Source organism: Herpetosiphon llansteffanensis (assembly GCF_003205875.1).
Classification (GTDB): Bacteria; Chloroflexota; Chloroflexia; order Chloroflexales; family Herpetosiphonaceae; genus Herpetosiphon; species Herpetosiphon llansteffanensis.
This window is the reverse complement of the sequence record NZ_PUBZ01000033.1, coordinates 115,131-137,545: the sequence shown is the minus strand read 5'-3', so window position 1 is coordinate 137,545 and position 22,415 is coordinate 115,131. Positions and strand designations below refer to the sequence as shown.

The following is a 22,415-nucleotide window of genomic DNA, read 5'->3' as shown; positions in this document are numbered from 1 at the left end:
ATTCTATCCTTCGTGACGAACTAAAGCATCGGTCATTCGACAAACATCGACCATGGCCGCAACATCGTGAACGCGCACAATGTCGGCTCCTGCTTGAATGGCATAGGCAACGGTGGCGGCTGTACCCCACAAGCGTTGCTCAACTGGTCGGTTTAATGTTATCCCAATCATGGATTTTCGGCTAGTGCCGACCAATAATGGGTAGCCCAAACTGGCAATTGTGCGTAGTTGACGTAATACTTGCAGGTTTTGCTCAGGGCTTTTGCCAAAACCAATGCCTGGATCGAGCAAAATCAAATCGTTGGCGATGCCACTTTGCAAGGCGAAATCGATGCTTTGGCGTAATTCAGCACAGACTTCGCCAATAATATCGCCATAGTCGCTGGCGGCGTAATTTGTGCCATGGGCAAATTGTTCAACCGTGCTGACCCGATTGTGCATCAAAATGATTGGCACTTGGGCCTGCGCCACGACCTGCGCCAAGGCCGTATTCCAACTGCCATCAGCTTGACGTAAGCCCCAAATATCATTAACGACGTTTGCACCAGCCGCCAGCGCCGCCGCCACAACCTCTGCTTTGTAGCTATCAATCGAAATTGGCAGCTGGCACACTTGGCGAATCGCCTGAATTGCTGGCACAACCCGCGCAATTTCTTGCTTGATGCTGACAATGCTGGCTCCAGGCCGCGTCGATTCGCCGCCAATATCCAACAGATCGGCTCCAGCAGTTGCAAAATCAAGCGCTTGTTGCTGAATCTGGCTAATGCCTACTTCAAGCAGCCCATCATTCGAGAACGAATCGGGCGTTACATTGAGAATGCCCATCACCAAGGTCTTTTGGCCCCAATGCCACTGGGTTGAGCCAAGCTTGAGGCTGCCACGCGCTTGATTATGCAGTAACAATGCGCCAATTTGTTGGGCCAAGGCTTGTAAGGCTGGCAACGGAATCGCTTGGAATTTGGCGCACAAGGCCCGCCACGAACGCTCATTCGCCCATGCCAGCAGATTGGTTGGGTTGCTGCTTTGGCCTAAATACACGTGTGGGCTAACCAAGGCATCGCCGTCGAGCGCCAATAACTCTTGCTTCACAATCATCGCCGTATGCGGATCAACCTGATCGCAATGCAGCATAATTAGGTTGGCCTTGGTCAACACCCGTTCGGCGGCGTTGGGGTAGGTTTCAATTTGGGCGATTACGTGCAACAATTCAGCGCGTTGTTGGGGGTAATATTGACGAATGTTATAGGCAAATTCAGGCATAATCCAATCTTTCGTGCTAAGCCATGGCTATTCTAGCCGATAGATCGCGGTTTGCGACTCGGTTCAATAGCTGATTTTAACTGCTCATTGTACTTGGGGATACGAAGGTTGCTTTTTGATCCACGAAGCGCACGAAGAACGGGAACCGCGAAGGGCGCGAAGATCACGAAGGGGGAAATGGCTTCATCCTTCATCCCTCATCATTCATCCTTTCCATTGGCCACAGATTGGCACAGATTTTTAGGATAAGGCTATTGGCGCTAGGCTATTGGGCTTCATCCCTCATAATTCATCCTTCATCCTTGCGCTCTCTGCGCCTCTGCGTTAAAAAATTGATCCACGAAGCGCACGAAGGACACGAAGAACCGAAACCACGAAGGACGCGAAGATCGCGAAGGGGGAACTGGCTTCATCCTTCATCCCTCATACTTCATCCTTTCCATTGGCCACAGATTCCACAGATTTTTTGATTATTGTTCTCCTGACCGCTAGCCCGATCCCTATCCCCTGATCCCTACTCCTATGCTCTATGCTCTATGCTCTCTGTTCTTTGTTGCCTTCTCAGTTTACTATCAGTACTCGTTCATTGTGCGCTCAGCTCGCTGCGTGCTAGCATACTGCTGAATTGGATGAGTTGCGGGAGTTGTAGGTGAGAAAGTACCGAATCTTCGTCCATGGTCTTGTGTTTGGCAGTCTTTTGTTGGTTGCCTGTGGTCGCACCAGCGTCCAAAAATCCGACCTTAGCCCACGTCCTCACAATAGTCAAAGCCAACCGATAATAACTGCCTCATCGCCAACCCCAACCGCTGATCTAACGGCGACGATTCTTGATCAAACTGCCGTTATAGAAGGTGCAACCAAAGAAGCTGAGTATTTAGCAGTAGAACAGCGCTTTGCTGATGAGACCGCGACCAGCCTTGCTGAACCCTATCGCACCATGCTTCCAATGTCTATTTTCGAACCCGTAACTCCATCGCCAACCTGGGAATATCGCTTGTTTGCACATCTTGAATGTACGACCGATGAGCCAGGCCCTGCAACATTTGTCACCAATTGTTGGCATTGCGAGATTAATAATAAAGATTTTACGGTCTATGGTTATGGTAGTCGAAACAAAGCTGCCAATAATAAAATCGTTGGTGGATCTATTGAGGTCATTGAGAATGATGTACCAATGGGGAAGTATTATCTCCCCTCCAATACAAGTGCATTAACGATTGTCAAGGAAATGTCGCCTTATTTGGTCATTTCGGTGGGCGATCAGTATGAAGTCTTATTTAACCTTGAAACCTACCAATGGGCCAATCGTGATGGCACGCCGATTCCGGTAACGGCCACGCCAACCAGCAATTGATCCACGAAGCGCACGAAGGACACGAAGAACCGAAACCACGAAGGACGCGAAGAACACGAAGATTTATAGTGTGGAAGTTGAGGAGATTTAAATGGTACATCATGGATTGCTCCGCAGCATGATTTTGCTCGCGCTCTTGATCAGTGGGCTGCTGCTGAGTTGTGGCCGTAATCTACCTACTGAGCCGCTCAGTGGTCAACAAGCAACTGCTGTTGGTACAGCCGATACCACCGCTACTGCTGGTGCAGTGGCAACCCAAGCCGAACTTAGCGAGATGGCCACTGTAGTGGCCTTTAAAGATCAAATTGCAGCCCAACAAACCCAAGAAATGTGGGATTTGGCCACGGTTGAAGCAGGCGGCGTGTTACCAACTTCAAGCAGTATTTCGACACTTTCACCACGCCGTAGTACCTTTGCAACAGAACTAGCCTTAGGCTATAGCCCAACACCAGAACCACTTCCCCAAGCAGGATTCAAGAATCAATGTCCGTTGAGTCGCTTTACGCGGCTTGGAAATTGTTTTAATCTGCATAATCCAAGCGCGACTGCCAATTACTTCTTACTGGCTGGGGCTGATCTGGAAAAGAATGAGCATGGTTTTCTCTTAGTTCAGCCAATGGGGAGCGAATTAACCATTGCGCAACAACGTGTTGAGGAATATACCACCCCCAGTAATCTTGGGGGTATCATGATTGAATCGGCGACATGGCCATTGGTGTATATCACCACCCAAACCACGCCGACCCAACAGTTAATCTTCAATCTCGAAACCCGCCAATGGCTCGATCCCAATGGCACGCCGATTCCGGTAACGGCCACGCCAACCAGCAATTGATCCACGAAGAGCACGAAGGGGAATGAGGCTATTGGCTCTAGGCTATTGAAACCACGAAGGACGCGAAGCGCACGAAGAATGATTTTTTAGCCACAGATGGGCACCGATTGACGCAGATTGGGTTTCTTTTGGCCACGAAGCGCACGAAGGACACGAAGAACCGAAACCACGAAGGACGCGAAGAGCACGAAGATTTATAGTGTGAAAGATGAGGAGATTTAAATGGTACATCATGGATTGCTTCGTAGCATGATTTTGCTCGCGCTCTTAATCAGTGGGCTGCTGCTGAGTTGTGGCCGCAATGAAGCTACCGAGTTGCGGAGTGGCCAATCTGCACGCGCTGTTGCCACCGCCGATACCACCGCTACTGCTGGTGCAGTGGCAACCCACGTTTATATGACACAGCTCGCGATTCTTCACGAAACCGTTATTGCTGCCGACTTCCCTTTTACCCAAGAAGCCTTTGATCTCCAGACCGTCGAAGCAGGCGGTGTGTTGCCAACCAGTGCTGCAACCATGGATGCAGAGACTGCGAGTTGGGCTACAGCTTTATCCTCTGGTGCGACATTTACTCCTGAGCCGCTCTTCAGCGAGGGTCGATGTGACTCGATGGAAGATGCCCCTGATATCTACGTGGCAGGTCAAGGAAATTGTTGGGGAGTCAATGATTGGCAACGCCAAGAATCGTATACAGTGTATACAGGGGTCTTATGGGAAGACCCAATGCAAGGGGGTATAACATTTTCACGGTATGGTGGAAACCTGACGTATCTCGAAATGCGTCCAGTTGACGTACTTGCACCGCAAAAGCAAGGGGTCTTGCTGATCGAATCGGCGACATGGCCATTAGTTTATATCACAACTCAAACTAAGCCGACCCAGCACTTAATCTTCAATCTCGAAACCCGCCAATGGCTCGATCCCAATGGTACGCCGATTCCGGTAACGGCCACGCCAACCAGCAATTGATCCACGAAGCGCACGAAGGGGAATGAGGCTATTGGCTCTAGGCTATTGAAACCACGAAGGACGCGAAGGACGCGAAGAATGATTTTTTAGCCACAGATGGGCACAGATTGACGCAGATTGGGTTTCTTTTGGCCACGAAGCGCACGAAGGACACGAATAAATGTTCCGATAGCCCAAAGCCTAGAGCCAATAGCCCTCACATCTCTGCGCCTCTGCGTTAAATTTTCGATTTTTGAATGTTCTATGTTCTATGCTCTATGTTCTTTTCTGACTTTTGATTTTTGACTTTTGCATTCATCCCTCATAATTCATAATTCATCCTTTTACCCATCTCCCCCACATGTGTGACGGCTATGCTATAATCTGCGCTTGGATTGAGTTTTTGAAGCTGTCTGCTGAACAGGAGCCGCATTGTGCTACCTCGAACGTTTGGCAACTATACGATTGAGCGCGAATTAGATCGAGGCGGCGTGGCGGCAGTTTTTCTTGGCCAACATCGAGCCTTGCCGCGCCAAGTGGCGATTAAAGTCTTGCTCAATCATACCGAAGAGTTGGTTGAGCGTTTTCAGCGCGAAGCCGAAATTACTAGCAAACTGCGCCATCAGCAGATCATCGAAATTTATGATCATGGCATGCAAGGCCCGTTTGCCTATACGGTGATGGCGGCACTGATGGGCGGCTCGTTGAAGCGCATGCTCGAAACAGCACCCCAGCAACATCTAACGCCTGAGCTTGCGCTCAACGTTTTTTACCAAATTGGCGAGGCTTTGGATTTTGCGCATAGCCAAGGCATTGTGCATCGCGATGTTTCGCCTGGCAATATTCTGTTCGATCACGATTTGCAACGGGTTGTGCTTTGCGATTTTGGGATTGCCCGTTGGGAACAAGCCCACAGTAACACCACCAACCGCGTGGTGATGGGCACGCCTGGCTATTTCTCGCCTGAGCATCTGCGCGGCGCACGCGAAGTCAATGCTCAATCCGATATTTTTGGGCTTGGTTTGATCTTGTATGCGATGTTGGCTGGCCGTCTGCCATGGGCCGATCCGCTTGATTACGCCGACCCTCAGAATGTTCAACCCTATCCACCCATATCGACGTTAGTTGGTCTTTCGCCTGACATCGACCCAATTATTGCCAAATTGCTGGCGGTCGATCCTGCTCAACGCTATCAAACAGTCGCTGAGGCAAGCGCAGCACTACGTCGGATTTTTTCGGAGCATCCTGCCTTGACTATCAGTGAAGGGAGCGTCTCTGTGCAGCGCCACTCGCTCTATCTAGCCCCATCCTTCCGCGCGGAAGGTCTCGAACCTAACGCCGTCGAAGAATACCTTGGCCCGCAGCTGAAATCGGAACATATTAAGCGTGCGCATCGGCGTGCCGCTATTTTGAGCCAGCCAGAGCATTTGGTTAATTTGCTCGAAGCTTGGAGCATGGGCGAGCGCTTCCGCCGGCGCAACCTTGGTCGTCTCGCCACCTTCTATCGCGTCCAAAGCCAAAATATCTACTACTACAAGCTCGATGTGCTGTATGAACATCGTGGCGAAGCCTTTGTCAAACAAGAGGCCGACCGCGAACGCCAACCCATGACGGGCGAGATGGAAATGGGCGTGTGGGATGTGAAGCTGCCAGAATTTAGCGATTTTGTGGCTTCCGAAGGCTTGGTCGATCGGATCAAAGGCTCAGAACAGGTCAGTCAATGTGGCCGTTGTTCGACCAAGGGCAACATCTTATGCCAAAAATGTAAAGGCAATGGCCGCGTTACCATCACCAAAACTGTTGAAAAGATGGTCGATGTCACCGATGCCAATGGCAATAAGGTTCAAACTCCAACCCAAGTGGTCGAAAACGAAGTCCAAACTTGTGGCGATTGTAAAGGCAAAGGCTATTTGGTTTGTCCCGATTGCCAAGGTATTGGCATGATCGTCAAGCGCAAAGCCTTCAACTGGCAGCGAATTCCGCTCAATTGGAGCATTCACGACGATTTGCCCGATGTTGATGAGGGGTTATTGCAGGCCGAGGCCGTCGAAGTTTGCAATTATATGCTGACCAACATTCCCAAAGAATGGGCGCTGGTTCCTAAGCTCGATAGCTTGGTTGAAAAAGCGATGGCCGAAGTTAGCAAAGATAAACGCATTGTGCTGGCGCGCTTGATTGTGCATATGGTGCCGGTCACGAAGTTGCAATTTGCGCTTGGTCAGCAACTTGATGATGGCGATGTGGTCAAGCTTTACGATGCCGATAACGATGCTGATACGCCCAGCGTGCCAGTTATTATCGAGGAGCCTGGCGAATTGCCAAGCGATTTGTTTACCTTACATTTGCTGGGCTTCAAAAATACAATTAGCGAAGAAGAATCGCGGGTTTTCCGCGACTGGTCGCGGATTATCAGCTGGCTTGGGGTTGCGGCACTCGCTGCTGCCTTCGTGATTACGCTGATCTTCGTTATTTTTATTTACTAGCTCGGATAGTTGGCATGAAAAACAGCGCTGGCGTTGATTGCAACGCCAGCGCTGTTGGTTTTTTAGAAGTAACGGCTGAGGTTTTCGAAGATTTTATCAATATCGCCAGTGCTGCCCTCGACCAATTCGGTGCGTGAGAAATCGGCAATTTGTTGCAAAATGCTTTTCTCTGCGTCAGCGCCGTAGGCGATTGGGAAAATTTGAATGCTCGATTCGCCAAAATTACCCAACATTTGATCGATTGAGATTTGGCTGGCGGTGTCAGCGCCATCACTCAGCACGATAATTGCATTAATTCGGTCGGGCTGTTTGAGGGCTTCCAGCTCTTGGCGGGCTAGATCAACCGCATCATAAAGCGATGTATTGCCATCGGGCACTAGCCCTTGGGTTTGCATTTGTAGCTTGGACATATTTTCGCTGCGGGTTGCAAGCGGCACCAACACGCTTGGGCTTGATGCGAAGCCAATCATGCCGACATTATCTTTGCTCGGCAAGCGACTGAGAAAGACTTCCACGCCAAGTTTGGCTTGATCCATCTTATCGTCGTCGCGCATCGAGCCAGAGCTATCGACAACCAACATAATATTGGCTGGCTTGCGGTTGTTGGCCCAAGCATTTTTGGCGGCCACAATCACATCTGCTGGTGGGGTTGCCAACGAATTACGTGGCTGATTGGGGTCTACGCCAAATTGCGGGGTTAATGGCGAGGCCAAAGCAACATCAACATTCGCTGGCCGAAAGCCTTGCTGCATCGCCAAATTTTGGCTATCAGGCGTAAGCAAGAAATTATAGAACACGCTGGCCGCAGCTTTTTCGTCGGCGCTGGCATCGCTCATCACAATAAATGGATTATCGTGGATAAACGTGCCTTCTTTGGGATAAATTGCCACCAGCGGCACATTTGGCGCTTGCTTATTGAAGTCAATCAGGGTAATTTCTTCCATCGGGAAGGCTGAGATATAGGCCATGCCATATTTTTGCATGTTTTGGCTGAACACCAAGGTGTTCGAGCCATAGTGCTTGATGCCTTGCGCCAAATCGCGCAAAAATTGTTGGCTTTTTTCTTGGTTAATGTCTTCAACGGTCAGATCGCTGGTTTTACTGTTGGCTGCATACAATTCGGCCAACACCGTTGAAAGTGCGGTTGTGCTAATGTCGGGGTCGGTGTGGCCCCACGAGAAGCGGCCCCAATCTTGTTGACCAAATTTGCCCCAGCCCTCGGAATCCTGAATCAAAGCCAGCATATCCGACCAGCCAACCTCTTTATCGGGGTAGCCCATGGCTTCGGCCATTGGTTTCCACATCGAAATAACCACTGGGGTCAATACCAACGATTGTGGATCAGGCTCGGCAATGTTTGGGTTATTGCTTTCTTTCTTCAAGACTTCCAGCCATGTTGAAGCCGAAGGTGTCCAGATGGTGGTTTTTAGCTGGCCAGCGCGCAGTTGGGTGCGGGCTGTGCCCGAGGAAAGCTCAGTGCCTTGCACCACAATCCGTTTGCCATTTGACTGCACATTTTGGTTATTGAACGTGCTGATGCGTTCTTGCAGCCATTTGGTTTTTTCTGGGCTATAGGTGATGCTAATCAGCAGATCATTTGCGCCTACAACTGGGCCACTGGTTTGGCTCGTATTCGTAGGTACTTGGGCTTCCTCGCCACAGGCGGCGAGTACTAGCATAATGACGATGAGAAAACTACGGAAGAAGCGTTGCATAAGCTTAATCTCCTTAAACTGACAAGCTCTATTGTAGCGCTTTGCAAGGCGTTAAGAAAGGTTCGTTGCTGGTACGCGGGTTGGATGGCTGAGGTTACGCGTGGTTGCGTAGTACGCTGCGAATGCCTTGTTGCAAGGTGGGGTAGGTTTGGAGATCGTCGAGATTGCCGCCAACGCTGATTAATGCTTGAGCCACATCAGGCTGAACGCCAGTCAAAATCAGGGTTGCGCCAAGCAAGCGAATGCCTTGGGCGGCCCGTAACAAGCGGCTGGCGACTTCGCGGTCAACGTTTGGCACGCCAGTCATGTCGAGCAAGGCAACTCGTGCGCGTTGGCTCGAAATGCCATCAAGCAGATTATTGGTAATTTGTTGCAACCGCTCGCCATCAAGCGCCCCGACTAATGGCATAACCATCACGGTATCGCTCAGCGGAATTAACGGGGCGCTCAAGCGGGCCAGCATCGCCGTATGGCCGCGAATCATTTCAGCTTGCAATTGATTGCGCTCTTGCTCGGTGCGGCGGCGAATCTGAATATCGCGTAGGAAGGCGATCCACAGTTGCTGCTCACCAGTTTGCATCGTGCCGAGCACCATTTCAACCGGTTGGGTTTCGCCGTTGGGCAAGCGCACATCAAATTCAGCGGCTCCAGTTTGTTGTTGGAGCGTTGCCAATTCAACCCCCAGCACCTCGGCGATGTTTGATTGATCGACGTTGCGGCCTAAAATGCGTTCAGCAGCGCGATTGGCCGAGCGAATAATGCCCTGTTGATCGTAGGTAATAATCGCTTCGGCAGCGTGGTCAACAATTGCTTGGCGTTGGCTGCTCGATTCGACCATGGCGCTAGCGATTGAGTTGAAAGAAGTCGCAACTTGGCCTAATTCATCACGAGTATCAATGTTGACATTGCTCAGCGTATTTGAGGTGAGCATACTGCCAGCGGCGCGTTGGAAGGCGCGCACCGTATCCATCACTGCGCGGTAGAAGCCAAGGAAGAGATAAATTGCCAGCAAAACCAGCAAGGCGATCAGGCCAATGAAGAACGCGCGGCGGGTTTGAGCTTGGCTAATCCGCTGATTGAGCAGCGCATCAAGCTGGGTTGACGAATCATCCCAAAGCTTAAAACTACTGTTGAGGGTGCGCTCGGTTTCTTGGCGAAAGGTTGTGGCATCGACGGTTGGCGTTTCAACTCGAATCACTTCAAGCAGAATTTGGAAACTAAGCTCTTCGGTGGCTTGAATGAAATTCCGCACCGATTCTTCCATCACTGGGCGTAAGGCTTCGTTATTGTTAAAGACCACGCCTAAACTATAGTTGATTTCGGTGTTGGTTTCTTGCAATTGGCTATTGACGACCGTGAGCGTATTGCGTTCTTCAGGGCTGACCGTGCCGCGTTCGATTGCATTACCGCCTGCACTGGCCACGCTCGCAGTTGCCGATTGATGGGCTGGCAGCGTTTCAATTAGCGCATTCATTAAGTAATAACTATCGATATTGGGATCGAGAATTAAGCCCGATTGATCGCCAATGCGCTGCATGCAGGCGCGTACCGCTTGCAGCAAACGATTGTGAGCGGCATTGCTATCAGACACGCTGCGCAAGGTCAATTGGGCTTGCAGCCGTTCCCATTCATTGAAAAGCACGGTTATTTGGGTTTGGGTATCAAAGCGGTCTTTATATTGGACATCGAAGGTTTTAAATTCTTCGAGTTGTTTGGCGATGGCTTCGTTTTTGAGCAAGAGCGGGCTTAATGAGGCTTGGTCGCCACCGAGATAGCGTTCAGCCAATAATTGTTGCTCAACAATCGATTGCATGAGGCCACGCAGCGGTTGCAAATAGGCAGTGCCATTTAATTCGCTGCGGGTAAAGTTTATTTCACGTTGCAGATCAGTTAATATTGCACTCAGCAAAAAGGTTAATGGAATGGCAAAAACCAAACTCAATAACCCGAATTTTTGGGGATACGTTAGGCGTTTCATCAGCCATGTGGCTGGAGTAAAGAATGCACGCATGGTTCGTATACCTAATGGCTGAGGTGTGGTTGGCCCTTATGATAGCATACCTGCGTACTTTTGTGCAGTAGCACTTTCGCGCTGCTTGATGGGCTAAACTTCAGGCGTTGTCGTAGCTTGCTGAGGTTGGTTTTGTGGCAACAAGGCTTGCTCGATAAATTGCAATAAGGTTGGCTCGTAGTGGCTGACATCACTTTCGCCGCGCAACATAGCCATCGTCACGACCCACTCAATTAATCCGGCCAGAATTTCGGCTAAGGCCAGTGGTTGGTAGCTGTAGATGCTGCCTTGCTGCATGCGTTGCGCCAGCGCTTCGGCCAAAATTGCATGCAAGCGTAAACGGGCTGGTTGTTGTTGCTCAGCCTCAAGGTTCAAGCCAGCTTCTAGCCCCAGCAAGCGAAATAAATCGGTGTGTTGCAGTGAATAGCGAATTGCGGTTTGTACACATTCGCGAATCATGGTTGGGGTTGATTCGAGCGCCAAAATGGGCAAAATAACCTCAGTCAAGCCCTCTAAAACTGAATCGGCCAGTGCCATCGCCAAGGTTTGCTTGGAATCAAAATACAGATAGAGCGTTCCGGTGGCCATTTCAGCGCGGGCAGCAATATCGAGCATACGGGCTTTGGTATAGCCCTGCTGCATAAACACTTCACGGGCGGCACTGAGAATAGCTTGGCGGCGATGAGGGTCGGCGGTACGTGCCAATGGATAGCTCCTTTGTCGGCTTGAACAATTTGGCGAGTGTTGCTTGATTATAGCAAAAATCGCTGCCTCCAGAACCAGACAATTGAACCGTTGCATAGGCTTTTTAGCCCATTCTAAAGGCTTAAACATGCCTAAAAAAGAGGCTTGCCATGCGTTTTGGCTGTGATATACTTGGCCGCAAGTGAATGTTTTGGTCGCGACCTCAAATGGAGCTTTGCTGCCCCACTCGCAATCGGCTTTCACGCTTGAGTTTTGCGTTGGCCCAAACCCCTTCACCCCGAAAATCGGTCTTACCTTTTGGAAGGAATCCTATGAGTTTCACCGACAAAACCCTCGTCTGTGTCGATTGCGGGAATGACTTCGTTTTTACTGCTGGTGAACAAGAGTTTTACGCACAAAAAGGCTTTACCAACGAACCACGGCGCTGCACACAATGTCGTCAAAGTAAAAAGCAACAACGCAGCGAGCCAAGTGGGCGCTCTGGCTATGATCGAGATAGTGGTTTTGGTGGTCGGGAGCGCAGCCGCGAATATGGCGGGCGCGATAGTTTTGGTGGTGGGCGCGCTGGCTTTGGTGGTGGCAATCGACGCGATGCTGCTGGCCAAGCTCCCCGTGAAATGTACGATACCGTTTGTGCTGAATGTGGTCGCACCACGACTGTGCCATTCAAGCCAACGCAGGGCCGTCCGGTGTATTGCCGCGATTGTTTTCAAAAACAACGAACTTCTTCGCGTTGGTAGGCTAGTATCGTTTTAGGTTGGTGGGGCAGTCGTTCAGTCGCCAATTGGGGCGGCTGAATTGTTTTTTTAGCGGCTGTTTCAGTTCTGCTGAGGGCCGACCTCAGGGTTAACTGCTTTCAAGGGTAGGTTTTAAGATCCCCTCACCCCAACCCCTCGCCCGTGACGCGGGCGAGGGGCTTTAACTCCATGGTTCTGCCGCACTCCATGGTGAAAACGGTCGGCTCCCCCTCGCCCGCGTGCAGTGGGAGAGGGGGTTCGGGGGTGAGGGAATGCTCCACAACCTCCCAATCGCTAAAAACCTACCCTTATAAGAGGGTTAACTGTCGAAGTATTATTTCAGCGCGATCAGTTTCGCTTCTTGCTGTCGAATGATTAACGATGTTGCATGCGAAAGCCAGAATCACCATAGTGGAGCTGACTCTGCCAGAAATAAGCCCAAATAGGGTCTTTATATGCCAATGCCCCCCGTGATTGTGCTGTGAGGATTCCCGATGGAACTGCCAAAGTTGATTGGATTGCTGGTTGATGCTGTGCTTGCTGTGCGGCCTGAGGCGGATCGCCAAGGATTAGCAGTGGCATTTGCTGCGCTGTTGGCCGGAACCCCTGCCCATATTGAAGGCCATTCGCTGGCGCTGCTGATTGAGCAAACGGATGCTCAGCAACAGGCGACGATAGCATATGCAGGCCAAACCATCACGATCGATCTGCCGCAAGCGATTGATCCACTGGCGGCGGCGTTGGCTGCTGTTGCCTCGATTCCGCTGGAAACGGTGCCGCGAGTGGATCAGGCCTTGACTGCATGGCTGCCGTTTGCGGTTAATCCAACTTTTGTTGGGCGCGAGGATGAATTGCGGGCTTTGGCGGCGGCGATTGGCAATGCGCAGCCTACGGTGGTGCTGCCTGCTGTGGCCATCGGCCTTGGTGGCTTCGGCAAAACGAGCCTTGTTACTGAGTTTGCCTATCGCTACGGGCGCTATTTTCATGGCGGCGTATTTTGGATTAACTGCGCTGAGCCTGAGCAAATTGTCAGCCAAATTGTTGCCTGTGGCGAAGCTCTTGCGCTTGATTTGACGGGATTGGTGCTTGATGCGCAGGTGCAACAGGTTTTTGCTGCATGGCAATCACCAATGCCGCGCTTACTAGTTTTTGATAATTGCGAAGATCCAGCACTGCTTGAGCATTGGCTGCCCAAGATCGGTGGTTGTCGCGTGGTGGTTACAGCCCGCTCCGATCAATGGCCAAAGCTAACGACGCTGCGACTTGGCGTTTTGGCTCCTGCAGAAAGTCGCTCCTTGCTGCAACAGCTTTGCCCTCGATTGACTAGCGCTGAAGCCGAGAGCCTTGCCGTCGAGCTTGGTCATTTGCCGTTGGCCTTACATCTCGCAGGCAGCTATCTCGCCACCAAGCAACAACTGAGCGTGAAGCAATATCGGCAGGATTTTGCGGTTACGCATCGTTCGCTCAAAAGCCATGCTGGGCTGCCCTCGCCAACGCGCCATGAACAGGATGTTGAAGCGACGTTTATGCTAAGTTTGAACCAGTTTGATCCGGCTAATCCGCTAGAGATCCTCGCCTTGGATATGTTGGATGGCGCTGCGTGGTGTGCACCAGGTGTGCCTATTCCGCGTGCGCTGGTTTTAGATTTTGTGCCGAATGAGATTGATGATGAGCTTGCCAGCGCAGCGCTGAACGTGTTAGAGCAACGTGGCTTGATTGATGGTGGCGATATGCTGGTTGTGCATCGTTTGCTGGCGCAAGTTGTTCAATTGCACCGTGGCTTAGAGCACACGCGTGATCTCGTTGAGGCTCGAATTAATGAGCATGCGGTGCGAATTAGCGCGACCAGGGTGCCAAATTATATGCTGCCGCTTGAACCTCATTTGCGTCATGTGACGCTACGTGCACTGGAACGTGACACTGAACGGACAGCGCGCTTGTGCAATAGTCTTGGTTATTGGGAGCATATGCGGGGGCGGTATGGCGAGGCTGAACTCTGGTATGAACGTGGATTGGCAATGATGCAGGCGGTATTGGGGCCGGAGCATGTCAATACCACCAGAATGATGAATAATCTGGCGGGCATTCGTTTAGAGCAAATGCGCTATGCAGAAGCTCAATCATTATACGAACAAGTTTTGGCAATTTGGAAGGTAGCCTTAGGCCCAGACCATCCCGATACTGCGCGTTGCATGAACAATTTAGCCTCGGCGTTAGGCAAACAAGGGCAGAATGCTGAGGCGTTGGCAATGTATGAACAGGCTCTAGCGGTTTGGGAAGCAGCGTTAGGGCCAGCGCATCCAGATACTGCAATCAGTGTCAACAATCTGGCCGTAGCCTTAGAGCGTGAAGGCCGTTACGCAGAAGCCCAAGCTTTGCACGAACGAGCATTGAGCGTTTATAAGCGAGCCTTCGGCTTAGACCATCCAGACACGGCGACAAGTATAAACGGCTTGGCGCGAGTGTTAGAGCGTCAAGGCAGGTATTCACAAGCTCAGCAGCTGTACCAACAGGCATTGACGATTCGCGAAACAGCCTTAGGACCCGAGCATCCCGATACCGCCACAAATCTGAATGCACTAGCAGACTTGTTGCTTGAGCAAAAGCATTATCCAGAAGCGCAAGCCTTGTACGAACGAGCATTGGCGATTCGCGAATTAGTGTTTGGGCCAGAGCATCCAGAGACTATTACAATTATGGCGAATATCGGCGTGGTACTTGATAGGCGTGGCCAATATAGCGAAGCCTTAGCGTTGCATGAACAGGCATTCGTCATTAGTGAAAAAATCTTAGGTGCTGATGATGAGACGACCCAACGAATTCGTACCAATCATGCTCGCACCCTTCAGGCTCAGCAGGCAGCAGCCGACCAAATAGCCGCCAAACAGCTTGGCAAACGTGCCGATGCCGCTCAATCCAAACCGTGGAAGTAGAATGGCATTTTATCCCAAGGTTTAGTATCATCGCCGCATACTAGCTGTTTTTGGAGGTAGACAATGGCGTTATTGGCCGAAAAAGTGGCATTGATTACGGGAGCTGGGCGTGGCATTGGGGCCGCAGCAGCCCGTTTGTTCAGCCAGCATGGGGCGCATGTGGTGCTTTGTGATTTGGATGCAGCGCCAGTTGATCAACTAGCAGCAGAATTGACCGCTGCTGGTGGCAAAGCCTTGGCATTTGCAGGCGATGTGACCAGTGCTGAATTTGCGCCACAAGCGATTGCCGCTACGTTAGAGCACTTTGGTGGCCTCGATATTTTGGTCAACAATGCTGGCTACACGTGGGATGGGGTGCTGCATACGATGGATGATGCGCAATGGCAAGCCATGCTCGATGTGCATTTATCAGCGCCATTTCGCCTGATTCGGGCGGCGGCTCCCTATTTGCGCGATACAGCCAAAGCCGAAATGAAGGCTAATGGCGCTGCCAAACCACGCAAAATTATCAATGTTTCGTCGGTTTCTGGTGTGTATGGCAATGCTGGTCAAGTCAATTATGCTGCTGCCAAATCTGGCGTGGTTGGCTTAACCAAAACCTTGGCCAAAGAATGGGGCCGTTTCAATGTGCAAACCAATGCAGTGTGCTATGGCTTTATCGAAACCCGTTTGACCGCAGCCAAGGAACAAGGCGAAACGATTCAACGCGGCGAGCAGGAAATTAAGCTTGGTGTGCCCGAAAATCTGATGGCCGGAATTACCATGTTTCACCCGATGGGGCGGGCTGGTACGCCTGAGGAAGCTGCTGGGCCAATGGTCTTTTTGGCTTCAAACTTGGCCAACTATGTCAATGGCGAAATTCTAGAAGTCACTGGCGGCATGGGAATTTAACCAAGCAGCATCTGGTTTCTCCTCCCTTCCGTCCCTCCGCTGGAGGGAAACGCAGGGGGTTTTCAGCCCCCTGCACCCCCAAATAGTTGTTTTGAGGATTGTTTTGATGAGTTCTCATCTCCTCAGCTTCGTGCGCTTCGTGCTCTTCGTGGATCAACCAACTAGCCAGCTGCTTGTTCTTTGCCGTTGGTCGATTCGATGATGCCGCGATCAAGCAGTTCTTGCAAGCCTTTGGCAACCGCTTCGACCGTAAAGTCAATGTGCTCGATCGTGTGAGCGCTGGTCAAGAAGTTGACATCGCGGCGCAAAATCACGCCATGTTTGGCAATTGCACCCAACAGCGCTTCCATCAAACGGGCATGGGTTGGCATATCAGGGGCAAACGAGAAGAAAGGAATTGCATCGTAGCCGCAAACCCGCAACGCCACACCAAGCGCTTCTGCTTTGGCATTCACGCCGTCGCGCAAATGCTTGCCAAGGTTGGCAACATGCTCAAAGTAATTGGTGTTGCGATAGACATTGATCACTTCGTAACACACTTCCAACGAGAGCATTTCGCCGCCAAAGGTGGTTGAAACTTGCAAATCTGATAAGCGTTCGAGATACTTTTTGGGGCCAGCGATAGCCGAAAGTGGCATACCTGCGGCAATGCCCTTCGAAAGGCAGACGAAATCTGCATCAACGCCGTAGAATTCTTGTGCGCCACCAAGTGCCAAGCGGAAGCCCGTCACCACTTCGTCGAGCACAAATAATGCGCCAACTGCATGACAAGCGGCCTTCACTTCGTTCAAATACTCAGCATCTAAGCAGTGTTTGTAGGGCATTGAAAGCAAGACGGCAGCCAATTGATCGCCATGTTTGTTGATGGCGGCAATCAGGTTGGGCTTTTCGTGGGGAGCCATCAACGATACTTGTTCGGTGTATTGGCTCAGGCCTGCGGGCACGCCTGGCGTGTAATACATAAAATGATCGTGCCAGCCATTGTAGCCAACCGTGATAATCCGTTCGCGCTTGGTGACGTGACGAGCTAAGCGTACGGCAGCTGAGGTTGCATCAGCGCCAGTTTTGAAGAAACGTGCCATTTCGGCGTTGGGAATAATATCGAGCAAGGCTTGGGTTGCGCGAACCTCAACTTCGGTGGGCAGCGAATGAATCAGCCCTTTATCCAAATTCTTGCGAATCGTATCGACGACTGCTGGATGGTTGTGGCCCAAGGTGGTTGCGCCCAAACCACAGATGTAGTCGATATATTGGTTGCCATCAACGTCGGTCACGACCGCGCCATCGCCATGATCAATAAAGACTGGAAACGAACCATAGGCAAATTGTTCGGGCCGTTTCATCAACGATTGGGTTGTACCGGGAACAATTGCTTCTGCTTGGGCCAATAATTCCATCGATTTGCTGAGATTGAGGGCTTCGCCGCTGACCTTTGGCAGTTGTGCTGCGCTCATGCTGCTCGATCCTTCCATATATTTTGGGCTTATTTGATGATTATGTAGAATAAAATCAATTTAGTCGGATTAAATAGATTTTATTTGAGCGCTAGTATACGGAAGGGGCGCTGGTTTGTCAAAAATAGCTTAATTATGAGGGCGCTAGGCTTTTGGCTATCGGACAATCGTTGGAAGCCTCAATAGCCAAAAGCCTATAGTCTATAGCCTTATTTCCATCTTTCTTATAGTTCGCGTACTTCGCAGTTACAGCTATGGAGTGATGAGTTCTTGGGTTTGGCCTGCCCACTCGACCGAGATTGGGCGATTGGCATAAGGAAGGTTCTCTAATTCGATCCGCAGCGGCTGTTGGGGCTTGAGATCAAGCGTGCCTTGCCACAGCAATTTGCCTTCGCTACTGATCGTGACTGGAGTGGCGGCGAAGGCTTGGCTTGGTTGAATTGCGACGACCAAATGGCCAGTGCTGCTGCGAGCCATGCCTACTGCCCCAAAGCGATTGCCAGCACTCAGATCGCCAAGATCGTGCAACGGCAGCCAATGGGCCTCGAATGATCGGCTTTCACCTGCTGGCAAGGCGGGATAATCCCAGAATGTGCATTGTGCGCCATGCCAAAGTTCGGCGTAATCGCTGCCATCGGTGGTGTAGAGGCTACGATCAAATTGGTCATCAAAGGCAAAGGTTTTGATGCCAGGCAAATTTGGGTCAAGATCAACCAGCATGAGACCTTGGTTGAGTGCTGGATCATACACGCCAGCCCAGCTTCCGCTCAAGTTGTCGGCGGCAAAGAGGCCAATATAGCCATTCCATGTTGCATAACGACTGAGGTCGCGATTGTTGAAATTGGGCCAGCTAATTGTTTGTTGCGGTGCTGGCAAGGCCGTATCTTGGGTGGCATGCACAATCATCTGCTTGGTTGGCACGACAAAATGTAAGCTCGGTTGCAAATGGTTGATTCCACCAGGCGCAATCATCGCATTCATCCAAAATTGGAATGGCTGTGGGTTGGCGGTTGGGTTGCGATAAACGCCACGCATATTGACGATTTGGCTATCGTTGGTTAGCTCAACGGTGATTTCAATTTGAACTCCGGTGTGGCGTTCGGTGGTTGAAACAATCACCCGCGCTGCATCGTTGGTTTGCTCCAATCGATAATCCCATGGCTCAGATTCTAGGTAGCCGTGTTCCTCGGTTGGGGCTGCCCATTCGATGCCGCCCGCCGCGAGCCACCAACCGCGCTGGCCCAAATGGCTGGCTTTGATCACCGGATTTTGGTAGAGCAAGTTTTGGCCAGTAGCCTTGTTGGTCAATTGATAGACGCGGCCACCAAGTTCAGGCAGCATTGTTAGCGTGACATAACGATTCTCAAGCTTGAGCAAGCGATAATTTTTTGCTTGATAGCCGGTGATTTTGCTGCGATCAATTCGTTTGTACGGAAAAATCGGATCGTTCGGTTGGCTATCAACGAGTGCGCCCTGATAGCCTTCGGTGTTCAGCGCGATCGTTCCAGCCTCGGAAACAGTGGCTTTGCTCTCGCTCGCCTGAAAATAATGCATTGGCGTGGCATAGCGCCAGCGATAATAATGGCTGCCCACATTACCCATTTCAACTTGCCAATTGGCTGGATTCTTGGGATTGTAGGTCAGCACGCGGCGCTCGAAGGCTTGGAATAGCACTCGTTGCGCTTGGCCAGCGATCAGCGTATCGATCCAATAGGCTTCGGTGATTGGGTAGCCAAACGTGCCCAACACATTGTTTACATCGCCCAGCGATTGTTGAAAATCAACAAATACTTTGGGCACATTGTGGCCAGTAACGGCTTCATAATGCACAATTGTCGTATTGGGTATTGCCAGATTTGGCTCATCGCTAATTTGACCATTGGCTGCCAAGACACTGCTAATGCGTTGACCTTGGCGATTTTCGCTGCGATTATAGCCATTGGTGGTGGCGATTGGCCCAAGGCTGGCGTAGGTTGGGCTGGTGCTATCAGGGTCGCCAGCAATTGGCACATTGGCTGCGGTGCGTGGCTCGAAGCGCTGATCGCCAGTTTGCATCTGGCCACTGATCATCTCAACCACCAACAAACCGTTGGTTGCAAACCACTCGCTATTACGGTCGGCAGCTGGTTGGCTAATTTCCATGCGCGCTTTATCAAAATATTGGGTCAGCCGATTATGTTGCGGCGATTCCTGATAGCGCTCAAAGCTGCGTGGCCCAATTTGCTGGCCCCAAACCCACGAGCGCGTCGTTTGGCCATCGGCAACCGCTTGATCGGCACGTTGCCAGCGTTGGCGAAAAGCCGAATCGGCAAAGCCATCAGCAAACGCCGCATAACTTGGGCGTTGCTGCACCAAACTAAGACTGACAATTAAGAGGCAAAAAACCAAACTTGTTCGTCGCATCATCCGTTCCTCCAAAACCAAATATCTCCTGCGAGTATAGCGCTGGAGGCTAGCAAAAACCATAGCATCACGCTGAAGTTGGCCTGAGAAACCTGAAAATCTGGCCTGCGTGCCAAAGCTTGGCCGAATATGCTCTATAGTATTGGCAGTGTGTGTATGGTCGAAAGGGGTTGCCACAATGAACGATTTACAAATTGCTGAACAACTGCAAGCTGGCTATGGCCTTTTTGCGCCAATCCGCGCCCATTTTCGTGGGCCTGGCGTTGAACGCGGTGGCTGCCCACGCCACGGCATGCATGCAGTTTATGCCAAAAAATATGGCGAGCATCTGGCAACCATTTATCCAGGTATTAGCTCAATTGGGGTTGAATCGTCGTTTGAGGCCAATCAATTGCCAGCAATTATGGCTGCCTTAGCTGCGCTGCGCGATGTGCTGCTGGCAAATTTGGCGCATCGGATTGTTGAATATGCTCAAGCCAGCAAGCCCTACATTTTGCCAGCCTATTTACGCAGCATTGAACTGGCGCTTGAGCATTTTGCCAAACGCTATCCCGAGCAATTAGCGGCGCTTGATGCAGTTTTTTGTGTTGCTGGTGGCGAGGGCTTTCGCGATTTAATTGTGTTTCACGGCGGGCATTTGTTGGAGCAAGCCAAGGCTGGCGCGCTCTGGACGAATATCGATATGTATTCGTTGGTTGATTTACACGACCGCCAAACCGCTGAGGGCTTGCAAAAATTTGAGGTTTGGTGTCTTGGCGGCGATTTGGCCAAAGCAGTCTTGGCCGAATTTCAAAAAGCCGCGTTGATGCTGGTGACCCAAGGTTGGCAACCACAGCCATTAACCAAAGAATTAGCCTTGTTGCCTGTCGATCTGAATCGCCATTTTGGCCAGATGGTGCGCAATCTGCTGCATACTGCGCTGGCCCACTATGTTTTGGGCTAAAACCCAATGGTCGCGTATCACAAGATGCGCGACCATTATTTGGCTTATAACGAAGCGTCAGTGATTAATGGCGCATTCGAGATTGAATCGTTTGGCTGATGATATGCGCCAAATCTGGGCGCTGAATATCGGCGTGGGTAAAGGTCAACTTGGCATAACGCTCATTGAGATCGAAATCGGCAAACAACTTGGCAAAGCCATGCAAGCGCTTGTCGATTTCCAAATAAACATCGACCCCATAATCTTGCAGATCAAGCACAACTTCTAATTCTTCGATGTGGAAACTTTGGTGGCCGTAGGGCTTAAACTCGAGTTCTTGCACAAATGGATACGGGCCGCGCCAGCGCGAATTGTATTCGTTGTGCACGGTGTAGAGTTGGAAGCCAATTTGTTGAATGGCCTGAATAATCGTTGACTGTGATGGATGCGGCTGAATATTCAGCTGATCAACATCGCTGGCATCGACCCCACCGCTAATTGATAAGCCAGTGCGAATAAAAACAGGCTGATGGCCCATGGTCAATGGCGTATCGAGCGGCAAATTAATGCTAAATGGAATCCGTTGTTGCGCCCCTGGTTGGAGCACAAAGCGCTGCGTCAAGGGATATTGGCCAATCGTATGATCTTGGGTCATTTTGTTGTCGTCGTATTCGCGGGTATAGCGCGTGACCAAAAACAGATACAGCGCTTCAATATCTTGTTCGACATCGCCGCCGATAATATGCACTTCACCGGCAATTGTGCCACCAGGCGCAGTTGTATTGTTGTGGAGATGAGTTTCGATACGAGCATTGCCAATACCAACACTGGCGAGCAATTTACGGAACATGCACATCCTCCTAGCTTGATCGAGTTATTATCGCCTTATACGTAGACATAGTATCAAAAGGTTTCGCTTAATCTTGGCAATGTTGTAACACACAATGCACACAGGTTTCAAGTGTGGCGCAACGGCAACGCAGCCCGCGCTGCAACAACTGCTGCACATGGCTGGCCTGTTCGAGCAATTGGCTAAGATCGGCCAACTTTTGTTTAGCCATTTTTCGCCATAAGCCTGCGAGCGGCGCTGGTTGCTGCTGCTGCTGAAAGAGCAATTGAATTTCATGCAAGCTAAATCCGAGCCGTTGGGTTGTGCGAATAAAAGCGAGGCGCTCGAAAATCTGCTGATCATAATAGCGCCGACCATTCTGGCGTGCAGCAGGCGGCAATAAGTTAATTTCTTCGTAATAGCGAATTGTTGAGGATTTGATGCCAGCCTGTTTGGCGACCATACTGATGCTCAGTTGTTGCATATACCGAACCCCTGCAAATTGCTGCTTGACTTCCAGTTAACTTGAACTTGTACACTCTTCACGAGCTAGCGTAATCATGCAATAGCTGTCAAGTAGAGGAACAAACTCATGACAACGGTGATCGATCAGCCAGTCCATATTACTGATGCCAGCTTTGAGGCACAGGTTTTGCAATCGGCAGCGCCGGTGATTGTGGATTTTTGGGCTCCGTGGTGTGTGCATTGCCGCGTGATTGCGCCGATTTTGGCCAAACTAGCCCAGCGTTATGCTGGCGAAATCGTGGTAGCCAAAATTAATACTGATGAAGATGTGCAATATGCGAGCCGTTTGGGCGTGCGTGGCTTGCCAACGATGGTGGTGTTTCAGCATGGTCAAGAGGTTGACCGTTGGATTGGGGCAATGAGTGAAGCGGCGTTTGAGCAACGAGTGCAGCGCTTACTTGGCCATTAAA

Annotated in this window: 17 protein-coding genes; 9 read left to right on the top strand and 8 right to left on the bottom strand. The window is 50.8% G+C overall.

Annotated features, from left to right (window positions below; genetic code table 11):
* Nucleotides 1-3 precede the first annotated feature (3 nt).
* Entirely contained in the window at nucleotides 4-1,260 is a 1,257-nt protein-coding gene (gene folP, locus C5S61_RS02425) for a dihydropteroate synthase (RefSeq protein ID WP_110513533.1), read from the bottom strand.
* Between the two features lie 649 nt (nucleotides 1,261-1,909).
* Between folP and C5S61_RS02420 the strand changes: the two genes are divergently transcribed.
* From C5S61_RS02420 to C5S61_RS02405, 4 genes are all read left to right on the top strand, one after another.
* Entirely contained in the window at nucleotides 1,910-2,614 is a 705-nt protein-coding gene (locus C5S61_RS02420; RefSeq protein WP_124033366.1) for a hypothetical protein, read from the top strand.
* Nucleotides 2,615-2,705: 91 nt separating this feature from the next.
* Nucleotides 2,706-3,449 carry a hypothetical protein gene (locus C5S61_RS02415; protein ID WP_110513531.1) on the top strand — a complete coding sequence of 248 codons (744 nt, stop codon included), beginning with the start codon at nucleotides 2,706-2,708 and terminating at the stop codon, nucleotides 3,447-3,449.
* A 222-nt stretch (nucleotides 3,450-3,671) separates the two neighbouring features.
* The gene (locus tag C5S61_RS02410) at nucleotides 3,672-4,418 is read left to right on the top strand and encodes a hypothetical protein (protein ID WP_110513530.1); all 747 of its coding nucleotides are present in this window, start codon (nucleotides 3,672-3,674) and stop codon (nucleotides 4,416-4,418) included.
* Nucleotides 4,419-4,831: 413 nt separating this feature from the next.
* A complete protein-coding gene (locus C5S61_RS02405) occupies nucleotides 4,832-6,880 on the top strand; it encodes a protein kinase domain-containing protein (protein WP_164689177.1) in 2,049 nt (682 codons plus the stop codon).
* 62 nt (nucleotides 6,881-6,942) lie between these two features.
* On the opposite strand, the gene C5S61_RS02400 is transcribed toward C5S61_RS02405, so the two are convergent.
* The 3 genes from C5S61_RS02400 to C5S61_RS02390 form a co-directional block, all read right to left on the bottom strand.
* Entirely contained in the window at nucleotides 6,943-8,595 is a 1,653-nt protein-coding gene (locus C5S61_RS02400; RefSeq protein WP_110513528.1) for a VWA domain-containing protein, read from the bottom strand.
* A 94-nt stretch (nucleotides 8,596-8,689) separates the two neighbouring features.
* Nucleotides 8,690-10,606: a PAS domain S-box protein gene (locus tag C5S61_RS02395; protein ID WP_110513527.1), complete on the bottom strand. Its 1,917-nt coding sequence runs from the start codon at nucleotides 10,604-10,606 to the stop codon at nucleotides 8,690-8,692.
* A gap of 93 nt (nucleotides 10,607-10,699) precedes the next feature.
* On the bottom strand, nucleotides 10,700-11,311 hold the full coding sequence (locus C5S61_RS02390) for a TetR/AcrR family transcriptional regulator (RefSeq protein WP_164689176.1): 612 nt from the start codon (nucleotides 11,309-11,311) through the stop codon (nucleotides 10,700-10,702).
* 311 nt (nucleotides 11,312-11,622) lie between these two features.
* On the opposite strand from C5S61_RS02390, the gene C5S61_RS02385 reads away from it, so the two are divergent.
* From C5S61_RS02385 to C5S61_RS02375, 3 genes are all read left to right on the top strand, one after another.
* Nucleotides 11,623-12,051, top strand: a complete 429-nt coding sequence (locus C5S61_RS02385; protein ID WP_110513525.1) for a zinc-ribbon domain containing protein — start codon at nucleotides 11,623-11,625, stop codon at nucleotides 12,049-12,051.
* 491 nt (nucleotides 12,052-12,542) lie between these two features.
* The gene (locus C5S61_RS02380) at nucleotides 12,543-14,981 is read left to right on the top strand and encodes a tetratricopeptide repeat protein (protein WP_110513524.1); all 2,439 of its coding nucleotides are present in this window, start codon (nucleotides 12,543-12,545) and stop codon (nucleotides 14,979-14,981) included.
* 63 nt (nucleotides 14,982-15,044) lie between these two features.
* Nucleotides 15,045-15,872 carry an SDR family NAD(P)-dependent oxidoreductase gene (locus tag C5S61_RS02375; RefSeq protein ID WP_110513523.1) on the top strand — a complete coding sequence of 276 codons (828 nt, stop codon included), beginning with the start codon at nucleotides 15,045-15,047 and terminating at the stop codon, nucleotides 15,870-15,872.
* 161 nt (nucleotides 15,873-16,033) lie between these two features.
* Here C5S61_RS02375 and C5S61_RS02370 read toward each other — a convergent pair whose 3' ends face one another.
* On the bottom strand, nucleotides 16,034-17,326 hold the full coding sequence (locus C5S61_RS02370) for an aminotransferase class III-fold pyridoxal phosphate-dependent enzyme (protein ID WP_110513522.1): 1,293 nt from the start codon (nucleotides 17,324-17,326) through the stop codon (nucleotides 16,034-16,036).
* A 252-nt stretch (nucleotides 17,327-17,578) separates the two neighbouring features.
* Complete coding sequence (locus C5S61_RS02365) at nucleotides 17,579-19,729, bottom strand: DUF5107 domain-containing protein (RefSeq protein ID WP_164689175.1); 2,151 nt, start codon at nucleotides 19,727-19,729, stop codon at nucleotides 17,579-17,581.
* Nucleotides 19,730-19,907: 178 nt separating this feature from the next.
* Between C5S61_RS02365 and C5S61_RS02360 the strand changes: the two genes are divergently transcribed.
* Nucleotides 19,908-20,672: a hypothetical protein gene (locus tag C5S61_RS02360; RefSeq protein WP_110513520.1), complete on the top strand. Its 765-nt coding sequence runs from the start codon at nucleotides 19,908-19,910 to the stop codon at nucleotides 20,670-20,672.
* A gap of 64 nt (nucleotides 20,673-20,736) precedes the next feature.
* Here the strand turns inward: C5S61_RS02360 and C5S61_RS02355 are convergent, their stop codons facing one another.
* Nucleotides 20,737-21,501 (bottom strand): sporulation protein, encoded by a 765-nt coding sequence (locus C5S61_RS02355; RefSeq protein ID WP_164689174.1) that lies wholly within the window; start codon nucleotides 21,499-21,501, stop codon nucleotides 20,737-20,739.
* A gap of 67 nt (nucleotides 21,502-21,568) precedes the next feature.
* Nucleotides 21,569-21,964, bottom strand: coding sequence for a MerR family transcriptional regulator (locus C5S61_RS02350; RefSeq protein WP_110513518.1), 396 nt, complete (start codon nucleotides 21,962-21,964; stop codon nucleotides 21,569-21,571).
* A 108-nt stretch (nucleotides 21,965-22,072) separates the two neighbouring features.
* On the opposite strand from C5S61_RS02350, the gene trxA reads away from it, so the two are divergent.
* Complete coding sequence (gene trxA, locus C5S61_RS02345; protein ID WP_110513517.1) at nucleotides 22,073-22,414, top strand: thioredoxin; 342 nt, start codon at nucleotides 22,073-22,075, stop codon at nucleotides 22,412-22,414.
* Nucleotide 22,415 lies beyond the last annotated feature (1 nt).